This is a genomic window from Cupriavidus sp. 05N39, from assembly GCF_056397325.1.
The window spans coordinates 1-12,085 of sequence record NZ_JBFTNE010000094.1 but is presented as its reverse complement, the minus strand read 5'-3'; the positions used below and the strand labels follow the sequence as shown (position 1 = coordinate 12,085).

10 protein-coding genes and 1 riboswitch are annotated in these 12,085 nt (G+C 65.2%); of the genes, 3 read left to right on the top strand and 7 right to left on the bottom strand.

Translation table 11 applies throughout. The features are described from left to right. Window positions 1-231: 231 nt before the first annotated feature. Together AC1DN0_RS32045 and AC1DN0_RS32040 are read left to right on the top strand one after the other, a co-directional pair. Entirely contained in the window at window positions 232-897 is a 666-nt protein-coding gene (locus AC1DN0_RS32045; protein WP_441625075.1) for a dihydrofolate reductase family protein, read from the top strand. A 133-nt stretch (window positions 898-1,030) separates the two neighbouring features. After that, window positions 1,031-1,453: a VOC family protein gene (locus tag AC1DN0_RS32040; protein WP_441625077.1), complete on the top strand. Its 423-nt coding sequence runs from the start codon at window positions 1,031-1,033 to the stop codon at window positions 1,451-1,453. Between the two features lie 107 nt (window positions 1,454-1,560). Here the strand turns inward: AC1DN0_RS32040 and AC1DN0_RS32035 are convergent, their stop codons facing one another. Beyond that, on the bottom strand, window positions 1,561-2,394 hold the full coding sequence (locus tag AC1DN0_RS32035; protein ID WP_477146287.1) for a hypothetical protein: 834 nt from the start codon (window positions 2,392-2,394) through the stop codon (window positions 1,561-1,563). A gap of 267 nt (window positions 2,395-2,661) precedes the next feature. After that, a riboswitch (FMN riboswitch) is annotated at window positions 2,662-2,815 on the top strand. An 80-nt stretch (window positions 2,816-2,895) separates the two neighbouring features. Here AC1DN0_RS32035 and AC1DN0_RS32030 point away from each other — a divergent pair. Further along, window positions 2,896-3,408, top strand: a complete 513-nt coding sequence (locus AC1DN0_RS32030; RefSeq protein ID WP_441625081.1) for a 6,7-dimethyl-8-ribityllumazine synthase — start codon at window positions 2,896-2,898, stop codon at window positions 3,406-3,408. An 87-nt stretch (window positions 3,409-3,495) separates the two neighbouring features. On the opposite strand, the gene AC1DN0_RS32025 is transcribed toward AC1DN0_RS32030, so the two are convergent. From AC1DN0_RS32025 to AC1DN0_RS32000, 6 genes are read right to left on the bottom strand one after another with little or no spacing between them, the layout of a single operon-like run. Beyond that, window positions 3,496-5,577 (bottom strand): 3-hydroxyacyl-CoA dehydrogenase NAD-binding domain-containing protein, encoded by a 2,082-nt coding sequence (locus AC1DN0_RS32025; protein ID WP_441625083.1) that lies wholly within the window; start codon window positions 5,575-5,577, stop codon window positions 3,496-3,498. 58 nt (window positions 5,578-5,635) lie between these two features. Further along, the gene (locus AC1DN0_RS32020; protein ID WP_441625085.1) at window positions 5,636-6,838 is read right to left on the bottom strand and encodes an acetyl-CoA C-acyltransferase; all 1,203 of its coding nucleotides are present in this window, start codon (window positions 6,836-6,838) and stop codon (window positions 5,636-5,638) included. Between the two features lie 58 nt (window positions 6,839-6,896). Further along, on the bottom strand, window positions 6,897-8,654 hold the full coding sequence (locus tag AC1DN0_RS32015; protein WP_441625087.1) for a long-chain-fatty-acid--CoA ligase: 1,758 nt from the start codon (window positions 8,652-8,654) through the stop codon (window positions 6,897-6,899). Window positions 8,655-8,705: 51 nt separating this feature from the next. Next, a complete protein-coding gene (locus AC1DN0_RS32010; protein WP_441625088.1) occupies window positions 8,706-10,070 on the bottom strand; it encodes an MFS transporter in 1,365 nt (454 codons plus the stop codon). Then, complete coding sequence (locus AC1DN0_RS32005) at window positions 10,067-10,741, bottom strand: alpha/beta fold hydrolase (RefSeq protein WP_441625090.1); 675 nt, start codon at window positions 10,739-10,741, stop codon at window positions 10,067-10,069. Before AC1DN0_RS32005 ends, AC1DN0_RS32010 begins: the two co-directional genes overlap by 4 nt. Continuing rightward, the gene (locus tag AC1DN0_RS32000; protein WP_441625092.1) at window positions 10,738-11,673 is read right to left on the bottom strand and encodes an alpha/beta fold hydrolase; all 936 of its coding nucleotides are present in this window, start codon (window positions 11,671-11,673) and stop codon (window positions 10,738-10,740) included. The genes AC1DN0_RS32005 and AC1DN0_RS32000 overlap by 4 nt, the downstream gene beginning before the upstream one ends. Window positions 11,674-12,085 lie beyond the last annotated feature (412 nt).

Below are 12,085 nucleotides of genomic sequence, written 5' to 3'. Positions count from 1 at the left end.
CCACCCGGCCGATACGTTTTAGCTTCCGCATATATCGGCAGAAAACGGGGCAATGCCGCTGTGCGATGCGAGGGGTGATAAGGAACACGGAGGGAGACGATATTCTTCATGTCGCCTGTCGATACCGCGTGTCCTCGATCGTCTAAGCTTTGATGCGGCGCGCGTTGCGATCCGCAGGCCGGGCCGGAGCGCTGGTCCGCCAAAAGACATGGCATTCACGGAGAGGCACGTATGTCCAGGTTACGAGTTCACTGCTTTTCGGTTTCCATTGATGGCTACGGCGCCGGCCCAAGCCAGAGCCTGGCGGATCCGCTTGGCGTGGGAGGCACTGCGTTGCATGAATGGGCCATCGCCACGCGCACGTTCCGGCACATGTTCGGCGGCGATGGCGGTACGACGGGCGTGGATGACGATTTCGCGGCGCGCGGATTCAGCAACGTCGGTGCCTGGATTATCGGTCGCAATATGTTCGGTCCTGTCCGTGGTCCATGGCCCGACGATCTCTGGAAAGGATGGTGGGGACCCAATCCGCCTTACCACACCGAGGTCTTCGTGTTGACCCACCATCCCCGCAAATCGGTCTCGATGGACGGCGGCACAACCTTTCATTTCGTCACCGAAGGTATCCATGATGCGCTGAAGCAGGCGAGGGATGCGGCACGCGGGCGAGACGTACGGCTTGGCGGAGGCGTAGCGAGCGTGCGGCAGTATCTGCGCGCCGGCCTGGTGGATGAGCTGCACCTGGCCATGGTGCCGGCCGTGCTGGGCGCCGGAGAGCCCCTGCTGACCGGTATCGATCTCAAAGGCCTGGGCTACGAATGCACCGAGCATGTGGGAACGCCGGTGGCGATGCATGCCGTTCTGACGCGGCGGGCCGCCGCGGCACCCGCGGCGTGACCGGATCAACGTCCGGGAAGTTTGTAACAAGAGGGCAAGTCCTGTCGATCCGCGGGCTGTCCACGCGTCGTGCCAGTGCGGGGACGACCGGTTCGGCCCTGTGATCGCCAAGCTAACAGCGAAAGGACTCCATATGACCCAAGCCATCGCATACCTCGCCTTCAACGGCAATTGCGCCGAAGCCATGCGCTTTTACGAGCAAGCCCTCCGTGGCAAGCTCGAAGTGCTGATGAGTGGCGCTGACTCACCCATGGCCGACCAGATCCCGAAGGAGTTCGCCCATCGCATCCTGCATGCACGGCTCGTGCTGCCTGGCGGTGGCACGCTTTTCGGGGGAGATTGCCCGGCGCACCTGCCCTATGAGGGCATCAAAGGGGTGTCCATCGCGGTCGACTATGCGACCACCGCGGAAGCGGAGCAGGTCTTTGCTGCCCTCGCCAGCGGCGGCCAGGTGACCATGCCCATGCAGCCGGCCTTCTGGGCCAGGCGCTGGGGCATGCTGACCGACAAGTTCGGCACCCCGTGGATCGTCAATGGTGAACCGCTGCCAGTCTGAGGTGGCTGACGAAGCACAGGGCGTGTGTATGTGCCAATGGCGCGCGTGGCTTGCGGGTTTGCGCGCGTCATGAGCCTGCTTCCACTTGCCCCGGCACGCATGGCTTCCTATGCCGGCACCAGCGCCAGGAGCAGAAGCAGCAAATTGAGGGCGATCAGCGCAAACAGGACGAGTCTGGCCGCCGGTACGGGCGCGTGCGGTGCGTGGTCTCTCGGGAAGCCGCCGTGCCGTTTGCGCGTCCGCCGGTAGGCCAGGCCCACACCGATCACGCCAGCGCAAGCCAGCGCGCCAAACGAGCCCCTGGCGACGGGAGATGGCTTGCTTGCGACCGGCATCACCGGAGGCTTCACCGGCAAATTCCGCAGCGAAGTGTCGGTCGTGGGGGCGCGTACGGCCTGTTCCGTGCTGCGTTGCGTCACGTTCAGCGGAGCTTGCGCTTGCGAATTCTGCCTGGGCGGCAAAGACACAACGACTTCGCCACGCCTTGGCTTGCCGCGAGCCTCGATATTCTGCGGCTTTTCCGCAAGCGGCATGGCGACGCGCTCCTTCGGTTGAGCGCCGACTCGCGTGGACTTTCTCTGCGCGGCGTACCTGTGCCATTGCGCGAAGACATCGTCCATGCAGGTCACCGAGTCGCAGGCGTCGCGCTTTTTGCGCCACGCAACAATATCCGCTTGGCGAATCGCGCCATGCCGCAGCAGCCTCTGCTGCTCGGCGTAGATGCGGTCGTATCCTATGGAGAGGAGTGCGTAATCGCAGATCAGGGAATCCGCGGGCGGGCGGCGATTGCCCGTTTGCTTGGCGCATGGCTGCCCGCCTGCCACCGTGTCTTCGCAGCTGGCCGAGGCTCCCCGGCGGGCTGCCTTGCAAACGATGTCAGACGCCTGCGCGCCTTCAGTGGAGCAAAGACCCAATGCGACGAGGATGGCCAGGCGGCTCATGATCCTGTTCATCGTGTCTCCTCATGGAAGTGGCGACTTCGCCTCTGAGGTTCAACCTGGATGAGATTTGCATTGTGCGACAACTTCACGGCCGCTGCACGTGCGGTGCCACACGTTCTCCGCGACGGTCGGGCGCCTCATCCCGGTGGTGCCGTCGGCTCGATTGGCGCCCATACCTTCCATKGCGTCCGGACTAGTCCGTTCTGGCCAAAACCCGATCCGCATTCCCGGCGTATAATCGCCTGCGCTGCGGGCCAAGGCCCGCAGCAGCGTTCTCAGGGCGGGGTGAAAGTCCCCACCGGCGGTGATGGCGATTGATTCGCATAAGCCCGCGAGCGCCCGGCTTCCCCAAGGCCGGGGTCAGCAGATTCGGTGTGATTCCGAAGCCGACGGTCATAGTCCGGATGAAAGAGAATCGCGACGTTCATGCCTCTGCCCGGAAGCGGCGGGGGCGCGGGCTCGTGCGCCCTGATTCTGGTAACCCCTGCTAAAAGGCAACCCATGAATCAGCCCTACTCCTCGTTTCAACAATCCGCTGCCGGCCTGCCGGACCCGCGGCACACTCCCGCTGCCAACCGCTTTGCGTTTATCCATGCCCAGTGGCATGCCGATATCGTCCATCGCGCACGCGACGCCTTCCTCGCGGAAATGGCCGCGCAAGGCATTTCCCGCGATGTGATCGATGTGTTCGAAGTCCCCGGTGCATTCGAGATTCCCTTGCACGCCAGCAAACTGGCCGCTACCGGGCGATACGCTGCGATCGTGGCGAGCGCCTTTGTGGTCGATGGCGGCATCTACCGCCATGAGTTCGTTGCCGATGCCGTCATCGGCGGACTGATGCGCGTGCAGCTGGACACAGAAGTGCCGGTCCTGTCGGCGGTGCTTACGCCGAAGGATTTTCACGAACACGAAGAGCATCGCCGCTTCTTCAGCGAACATTTCGTAGTGAAAGGCAAGGAAGCGGCCCAGGCCTGCGTCAAGACCGTTGAAAGCCTTGGCAAGCTGGTAGCCTAACTGCGCACATGACTTTGCCCGGCCAGCACGGCGGCGCCGCGCTGGCCGGGCAATGACATCACCGGGTAGCACCCGGCCGGCCCGCTTTTACTTCAGGTCGCTGAATGTCTTCCCCTGCGCGGCCAGGTCCACCAACAGTTTCGCCGGCCTGAAATCCGGGCCAAGTGTGGATTCGAAGCGCCTCAGCGTGGCCAGTACCTTGTCCAGGCCAATGGTGTCGGCATAGCACATCGGACCGCCGCGATACACTGGCCAGCCATATCCGTTGACCCACACCACGTCGATGTCCGACGCGCGGATGGCCTTGCCTTCCTCAAGGATCTTCGCGCCTTCGTTGATCATCGTGTAGACACAGCGCTCGAGGATTTCCTGCTCCGAGACGACGCGGCTCGTCTTCCCCTGTTTGGCGGCGAAGTCGCGGATGATCTGCTCGACCACGGGCGAGGGTTTCGCGTTGCGCTTCTCGTCGTAGTCGTAATAGCCCGCGCCGGTTTTCTGGCCGCGGCGGTCCATCTCGCACAGGATTTCACGCAGCGTCGAGCTGCTGCTCTTCTCACGGATCCAGCCGAGGTCCAGGCCGGCCAGGTCGCTCATGGCGAACGGGCCCATCGGGAAGCCGAAGTTGTAGAGCACGCGGTCGATATCCCACGGCAGCGCGCCTTCCAGCACCAGCTTCTGCGCTTCGCGCTGACGCTGCGCGAGCATGCGGTTGCCGACGAAGCCCGGGCAGACGCCGACCAGCGCGGCGATCTTGCCGATCTTGCGCGCCAGTTCCATGGACGTACGGATCACGGGCCTGGACGTCTTGTCCCCGCGCACCACTTCCAGCAGCTTCATGACGTTGGCCGGCGAGAAGAAATGCAGGCCGATCACGGATTCCGGGCGCGACGTGGCGCAGGCGATCTCGTTGACGTCGAGCGCGGACGTGTTGGTGGCAAGGATCGCGCCGGGTTTGGCGATCTTGTCGAGCTTGCCGAAGATGTCCTTCTTCACGTCCATGTTTTCATAGACGGCTTCGATCACCAGGTCGGCGTCGGCCAGCTGGCCTAGATCTAGCGTGGGGGTCAGCAGCGCCATGCGCTTGTCCACATCGGCGGCCGTGATGCGGCCCTTCTTTGCCGTGTTGTCGTAATTGGCGCGGATGGTGCGCACGCCGCGATCGAGTGCTTCCTGCGCGGTTTCCACGATGACGACGGGAATACCGGCGTTGAGCATGTTCATGGCAATGCCGCCACCCATGGTGCCGGCGCCGATGATGCCGACCGTCTTCACGTCGATGGTGGGGGTATCCGCGGGGATATCCGGCAGGTTCCAGACCTGGCGCGAGGCGAAGAAGTAGTAGCGCTGCGCGGCCGATTGCGTGCCGTTCATCAGTTCGAGGAAGAGCTTGCGCTCCACCTTCATGCCTTCGTCGAACGGCAGGTTGACCGCGGCCTCGATGCAGCGGATGTTGTACTCGGGCGCTTCGAACCCGCGGAACTTGCGGGCGTTGGCCTTGCGGAACTCGGCGAACAGCTCGGGCCTGCCGCGCGCGGCTTCCACTTTCTCATTGAGGTCGCGCACCTTGCGCAGCGGCCTTTGCTCGGCGTTGATGCGCCTGACGAAGGCAATGGCGTCGGCGCGCAGCGCGGCGTCGTCCGTGACCAGGTCGAACAGCCCCATCTCGGCAGCCGCGGCGGCCCCGACGTGCATGCCGGACGTCACCATCTCCAGCGCCTTGGCGGGTCCGACGATGCGGGGCAGGCGCTGGGTGCCGCCGGCGCCGGGCAGCAGCCCCAGATTGACTTCGGGCAGGCCGCATCTGGCGGACCTGGCGGCCACGCGGTAGTGGCAGACCAGCGCGACTTCCAGCCCGCCGCCGAGCGCGGTGCCGTGGATAGCCGCGACCACGGGCTTGGGCGAGTTCTCGATCGCGGCCTGCACGTCGGCCAGCGACGGGCCGGACGGCGGCTTGCCGAACTCGGTGATGTCCGCGCCGGCGATAAAGGTCTTGCCGGCGCAGGTAAGGACAATGCCCTTGACCTTGCTGTCGGCGATGGCAAGCTCGACGCCCTCCAGGATGCCGGTGCGCACGGCAGCCGACAAGGCGTTGACCGGAGGGGAGTTGAGCGTGAGGACGGCGATGTCGCCTTCAATGGTGAGATCGGCGACGGCGTTGACGGCTGTCATGTGGGTTGGCTCCAATTGGTCTGCGTAGGTGACTTGATACCGGTGGCTACCGCCGTCCCTAGAAGATTTCGAACAGGCCGGCGGCGCCCATGCCGCCGCCGATGCACATCGTCACCACGCCGAACTTCGCGCCGCGGCGCTTGCCTTCCAGCAGCAGGTGGCCGCTCATGCGCGCGCCGGACATGCCATAGGGATGGCCGATGGAGATCGCGCCGCCCGATACGTTCAGGCGCTCGTCCGGAATGCCAAGCGTATCGCGGATATGCAGTACCTGGCTGGCAAAGGCTTCGTTCAGTTCCCAGATGCCGATGTCGCCCATGGACAGGCCGTGCTGTTTGAGCAGCTTGGGGATCGCGAAGACCGGGCCAATGCCCATCTCGTCCGGATCGCAGCCGGCCACGGCCATGCCGCGATAGGCGCCCAGCGGCTGCAGGCCACGGCGTTCCGCTTCCTTCGCTTCCATCAGCACCATGGCCGATGCGCCGTCGGACAGCTGCGACGCGTTGCCGGCGGTGATAAATGCGCCTTCCGCGACGCGCTGCCCGTTCTTGAACACGGGCTTGAGCGCCTGCAGGTCGGCCAGCGTGGTACCTGGGCGATTGCCTTCATCCCTGGCGAGCGTGACCTGCTTCTCGCTGACCGCGCCGGTCGCCTTGTCCGTGACCAGCATCGTCGCCGTCATCGGCACGATCTCGGCGTCGAAGCGGCCGGCTTCCTGGGCTGCGGCCGTGCGTTGCTGCGATTGCAGGGAATAGGCATCCTGGGCCTCCCGGCTTACGCCATAGCGTTGCGCCACGATCTCGGCGGTTTCCAGCATCGTCATGTAGATCTGCGGCAGCGTCTGGACCAGTTGCGGATCCTGCGCCCGGTAGCGATTGATCTTGTCGTTCTGCACCAGCGAGATCGATTCCAGCCCGCCGCCCACCGTCACCTGCATGCCGTCGACGATGATCTGCTTGGCCGCGGTGGCGATTGCCATCAGCCCGGATGCGCACTGCCGGTCCATCGACATGCCCGGCACGGTGACGGGAAGGCCGGCGCGCAACAGTGCCTGGCGCGCGATGTTGCCGCCCGTCGAGCCTTGCTGGACCGCGCAGCCCAGGACCACGTCGGCAACCTCGGCCGGGTCGATGCCGGCGCGCCGCACGGCATGCGAGATGGCGTGGGCGCCAAGCTCCTGCGCCTGGGTGTTGTTGAATGCGCCGCGATGGGCTTTGCCGATCGGCGTACGCGCGGTGGATACGATGACTGCTTCACGCATTTGAAGTCTCCTGTGCGTTGAGGTCTGGGAATGCATTATTTAATGCACTATTCAATGCTCATTCATGACGATGGGACACATCCCTGGCGATGGCGAGGAATCTCTCCAGGTCGTCGCGGATCTGCTTCTTGTTGTACTTGCCTACGCTGGTCTTCGGGATGTCCCGCGTGATGGCCACCAGCTTGGGCAACATCCACCTGGTGATCTTTCCGGTAGCAACGCCATGCACCTTCAGGAACTCGATGACGCTGTCCTCGGTGGCCTCGTAGCCCGCGCGCACGCTGACCAGCGCCATGGGCTTCTCGCCCCATAGCGGATCGGGCACGCCGACCACCGTGGCCTCGTGGACGAAGTCCGCCATCGCGATCAGGTTTTCCAGCAGCACCGTGGGCACCATCTCCGCGCCGCTGCGGATCACGTCCTTCATGCGGTCGGCGATGGTGATATAGCCTTCGGCATCCACCTTGGCGATGTCGCCGGTGTGCAGCCAGCCGTTCTGCCAGAGCTCGGCGCTCTTCTCGGGATTGCGGTAGTACTGCTCGGTCGTCCAGGGCGCGCGCACGACGATCTCGCCGACGGTCTGGTCGTCCTGCGGCACCGGCTTGCCTTGTTCGTCCACGACCTCCACCTCCACGCCGAGGATCGGCAGGCCGGACTTGACGAGCACGGCATCGGTCTCGTCGCGGTCCAGGTGGAGCATGGTCTTCTTGATGAACGAGCCGACGATGGTGGGCGCGGTCTCCGTCATGCCGTAGCCGGAGCTCATGCGGAAGGTGGGGATCAGGGCTTCCAGCTTGCGCTTGAGTCCGAGCGGCAGCGCGCCGCCGCCAACGCTGACGCGCACCAGGCTGCTGAGGTCGTATTTGCCGAGGTCGGGATACTCGAGCAGCATGGCCGCGATGGTCGCGACAATGCCGACCGAAGTCACTTTCTCGCGTTCCACCAGCTCGCAGAAGCCCTGCACGGTGAAGGTGCCGTGCAGCACGATCTTCTGCGCGCTGTAGACCGCGACGAACGGCTGGCCCCAGCCGTGGATGTGGAACATCGGCGTGTTCAGCAGCGGCACCGCGCCTTCGCCCAGGCGCGTGCCCAGGCCATCGGCGATATCGTGGTCCGGCGTGTTGCCGATGGCGAGCTGCGCCATCATGTGGATCGTCAGCAGGTACAACTGGCGGTGCGTAAACGTCGCGCCTTTCGGCTGTCCGGTGGTGCCGGTGGTATAGCACAGCGTGGCGTTGACGTCCTCGTGCAGCGCGGGCCAGTCGAAGGTATCGGCCTGGCGGGCGAGCAGCGTCTCGTACTGGATGATGCCGGGGATCCGTGTCTGCGGCAGCCCCGGCTTGTCCGACATATAGACCACCGTCTCGACTACGTCCCGGATCTGGTCGTAGATGCCCTCCAGCAAGGGCATCAGCGTGTCGTCGACAAAGAGGATCTTGTCGCCCGCGTGCCGGATCGTGTAGATGATGTGCTGCGGCGAGAGCCGGACATTGATCGGGTGCAGCGTGGCACCGATGCCCGTCACGCCGTAGTACAGCTCCAGGTGGCGATGCGTGTTGAGCGCCATCGTTGCGATGCGGTCGCCGGGCTCGCCGGGCGTGCCGGCCCGCGCCTTCAGTTCGCCGCTCAGTCCGTTGGCAAGCTGTGCCACGCGGCGGTACCACTGCATCCAGGTAAAGCGGAAGTACTCCCCGGTGGCCGGGTTGCGGTAGACAACGCCGGTTTCGTTGGGGTACATCCGCACCGGCCGCTTCATGATGGTCGTGAGCAGAAGCGGGTAGTGGGTGCTGAACTCCGGATAGGTTCTGAATTCCATCTTGTCTCCTGGCGATCTCTGCGATCCTGGTGATCCTGAGGCGATATCCCGCTACACACTCCCCTCGCGCGCGGGCCGCGGCCGGCGGCGCGGCTCTTCCACCCGCAGGGCAAGCGCGAAAGCAATGCCCATGACGGCGATGGCGGCAACGAATACGAGCGAGAAGCGCACGCCCTGTGCCAGCAGCCCGCCGAGGACCGGGCCGCATGCCATCATGGTGTAGGTGGCGGTGTCGGAGACGGCCAGCAGCATGGGGCGGTCGCGCCGGTTGCCGAACTCCAGGGCGAAATTGTCCGCGGACAGGAAGTAGCCACCGAAGCCCGCGCCCAGTCCGCAGAAAACCAGCAGGAATGCGCCCAGCCCATCACAGAGCAGCAGCGCGGCGGTCGACACGGCCCAGAGGCCGATGCTGCCCAGGAAAACCAGGCGATAGCCGTAGCGGTCGGCGATGCGGCCCCAGGCGAGGTTGCTGGTGGTCTGCGCCAGCAGATAGGCAATGCTCAGGTAGCCCAGCGTGGCGCCGGACAGCGGGAGGTGGCTGCCGACGTAGATGGCGTAGAACGGCACCGCCATCATGCTGAACGCCACCAGCGCCCGGGCGACGAAGAAGCGCACATAGTGCTTGTCCGCGCGCAACAGGGCAGGAACTTCGCGGATGCGCTGGCGAAAGCCGGACTGCGACCGTACATCGTGCAATACCGGCTCGCGCATCCGCGTCAGCGCGGAGATGCCCAGGCTGGTGAGGACGAACGCCGCCAGGAAGGTGGTGGCATAGCCATTGCCGAACACATTGCCGCCAACGAGGAAGCGCCCGCCGAGATAAGCCACCGCCGCCGCGATCAGGCCGCCGAGGAAATTGCGGAGCGCGCTCAGCATGCCCCGGCGCTCCAGCGGGATGATCTTCGAGGTCAGGTAATTGAAGGTGACGTTCTGGACGCCGTTGAACAGGCCGAACAGCAGCAGGAACACGGCGGCGGCCGTCAGCGCGCCGTCACCGGACAGCAGGAAGGCGGACAGGCCCAGGCCGAGGATCTGCAGGCGGACCAGCCATCCCACCAGGTAGATCAGTGGCATCACGCGCTGGCGATGCTCGATCTGCGTCGCGCCCCAGATGGAGGACATCGCCATGCCCGCGTACTGCGCGGACAGCACGCATCCCACCACCAGCTTGGAGCCGGACAGCAGGTAGATGTACGCCGGCACGAAGGTGGGGGCGGTCACCAGCCGGAATCCGGTCATGCCCAGCATGCCGTGGATCAGGTAGGCCTGGGCGTTGCGCGGCAGGTGCTGTTGCACGTGGGTGCGGAAATGGTGTTCCGCCAGTTCATGCTGCGCGCCGGGGGTGTGCGTTTCATGCAGGGCCGCTCCGGCGCCTACGGCCACCGGCACGGCTTCCGACGCGCATTCCGCTTTCATGCCGGCGAGCCTCCACGCGTGGCCGCCAGCGATGCATATCGATGTAGCGCCTGGTCCAGTTCCACCGGCTCCAGCGAAAGCAGCTCGGTCACCGCCTTCAGCCAGTCCGGGCGCTCACGGGTACAGACCGAGATCGGCTGCGGCGTCTCCGAGTGTTGCGACGCCAGCATCGCGTAGTTGGCGGCATAGCTGGGCGGGCGCACGTCGGTGGCCAGGTCGGCAATGGCGTAAGGGTCTGGCGGACCGGTTCGCGTGGTGTCGACCACCGGGATATACGGATTGCGCGCGGCGGTGCCGCCACCGGCAAGCCCGGGACCGTCGCGCAGGATGGCGCCGCGCACCTGGTCCGGCCGCGCGCCGGCGAGCAGCAAGGCGATATAGCCGCCGAGACCGCGTCCGGCCACGGTCGACGGGCCCAGGTGCTCCAGTGCGATATCCGCGTCCGCCATCAGGAACTCGCAACTGTAGCCGCCGCCACGCGGTATGTCTGACAGCCCGTGGCCCGTGAAATCCAGCGCGTGTACCGGGCCGGGCCATGCCGCGTACTCCGGCGGCAGAGCCTGCGGTGCGCGTTCGCCCAGTCCGTGCAGCAGCAGCAGCGCGGGACCGCTGCCGGACTTGAGCGGATGCAGGGCGAGGCGCAGGCGGTTGTGGCGCAGGTAGACGGTCATGAGCGTAGAAAGCGCAGGATGAGGTCCGCGGTCTCGCGCGGTTGCTCGATATGGATGAAGTGCCCGGTGTCGCGCATCACATGGACCTGGGTCGTGGGCGGGAAATACGGCGCCAGGTCGGCGGCGGTGGCGTCCCATCCCATGGGTTCGCGTTCGGTGCCGAAAATGGCCAGCATGGGAATGGGGAAGCCGGGCAGGCGGTCGGTCATCCAGCGCGCCCGCATGGGGCCGAAGCCGGAGGCGCCGATCACGGGGTCGAGCTTCCAGCGCCAGCCGTCCGCATCCTGCCGCGCGCCCAGCGATGCCAGGTAGCGCAGCCATGCCAGGCTCAGCCGCGGATTCATCCGGGCACGCCGTTGCGCCAGTTCCTCCAACGTGCCGGGCTTACGCAGGAGGCTTGCGCTCTGCCTGCGCGTATCGAGCCAGCGGGTGATGATGGGCGCGGTCATCGACTTCTTCTCGCGCACGGCGCTGTCCGCGTGCGGGTTGCGGAAGGGCAGGCCGTCGATGGCCACGAAGCGGGTGAAGCGATGCGGCAGCGCCTGGATCGCGTGCACCAGCAAGGAGCCGCCCTTGCTGTGTCCGATCGCGATCAGCGGCTCGCGTGTGACCGAGTCGGCCACGGCAAGCAGGTCTCGCTCGTCGGCAACCCAGCTATACAGGTCGGCATGCTCGGAATCTCCGTGGCCGCGCTGGTCGTAGGACACCACGCGGTAGCCGCCATCGGCCAGCAGCGGCGCGAAGGCGTCGAAGGTCCGCGCGAAATCCAGGGCGCCATGCACCAGCAGGATGGGCGTGGCGTCGGGCTCGCCCCATTCATGGACAGCGATGCGGATGCCGTCGGCATTGACGGCGCGCGTGCGGTCCGGTGCGCGGGTGCCAGGGAAGGCCGGGACGGCACAGCGCGCCGCGCCGATGGCTTCACCCTCCATTGTTGTCTCCTCGTTACGCGCCACGGAAAAGGCCAGTGTGTTGCTTTTGGCGGTTTCGTGTTTGCGGTATGTTTTTTGGGAATCCTATCACACTGTCTGTGAATACTAGTGCGGCCGTTTTTTGCGTCACGTGGCAGGGGAGGCCGGACACTCCCTCCATTTTAGGAAATGGAGTATTGACGTTGCCGGGATTGACTTATATAACCAGCTAAGCCGGTATGCATGGAACGCCAGGCAGGATGTAGCAAGCCAGAATATAAAAAAGGTTCTTCAGACTTTCGTGTGGGTAGGTAGTACGCTTTCGCGCATGGCTTGGTAAGGAGGTGTGCGATGGACAGCGTGGAACTGTACCGGCAGCTGCTTGGCGTGACTGCGCCATGGACGGTGGAGCGTGTCGACCTGGACGTGGCGC

Bases quoted from the DNA above. Each gene is read 5' to 3' on its own strand.
- AC1DN0_RS32010 (WP_441625088.1), bottom strand. From the start codon at position 10,070: ATGAAAGCGGAATGCGCGTCGGAAGCCGTGCCGGTGGCCGTAGGCGCC.
- AC1DN0_RS32035 (WP_477146287.1), bottom strand. From the start codon at position 2,394: ATGAGCCGCCTGGCCATCCTCGTCGCATTGGGTCTTTGCTCCACTGAA.
- AC1DN0_RS32015 (WP_441625087.1), bottom strand. From the start codon at position 8,654: ATGGAATTCAGAACCTATCCGGAGTTCAGCACCCACTACCCGCTTCTG.
- AC1DN0_RS32045 (WP_441625075.1), top strand. From the start codon at position 232: ATGTCCAGGTTACGAGTTCACTGCTTTTCGGTTTCCATTGATGGCTAC.
- AC1DN0_RS32020 (WP_441625085.1), bottom strand. From the start codon at position 6,838: ATGCGTGAAGCAGTCATCGTATCCACCGCGCGTACGCCGATCGGCAAA.
- AC1DN0_RS32040 (WP_441625077.1), top strand. From the start codon at position 1,031: ATGACCCAAGCCATCGCATACCTCGCCTTCAACGGCAATTGCGCCGAA.
- AC1DN0_RS32000 (WP_441625092.1), bottom strand. From the start codon at position 11,673: ATGGAGGGTGAAGCCATCGGCGCGGCGCGCTGTGCCGTCCCGGCCTTC.
- AC1DN0_RS32025 (WP_441625083.1), bottom strand. From the start codon at position 5,577: ATGACAGCCGTCAACGCCGTCGCCGATCTCACCATTGAAGGCGACATC.
- AC1DN0_RS32030 (WP_441625081.1), top strand. From the start codon at position 2,896: ATGAATCAGCCCTACTCCTCGTTTCAACAATCCGCTGCCGGCCTGCCG.
- AC1DN0_RS32005 (WP_441625090.1), bottom strand. From the start codon at position 10,741: ATGACCGTCTACCTGCGCCACAACCGCCTGCGCCTCGCCCTGCATCCG.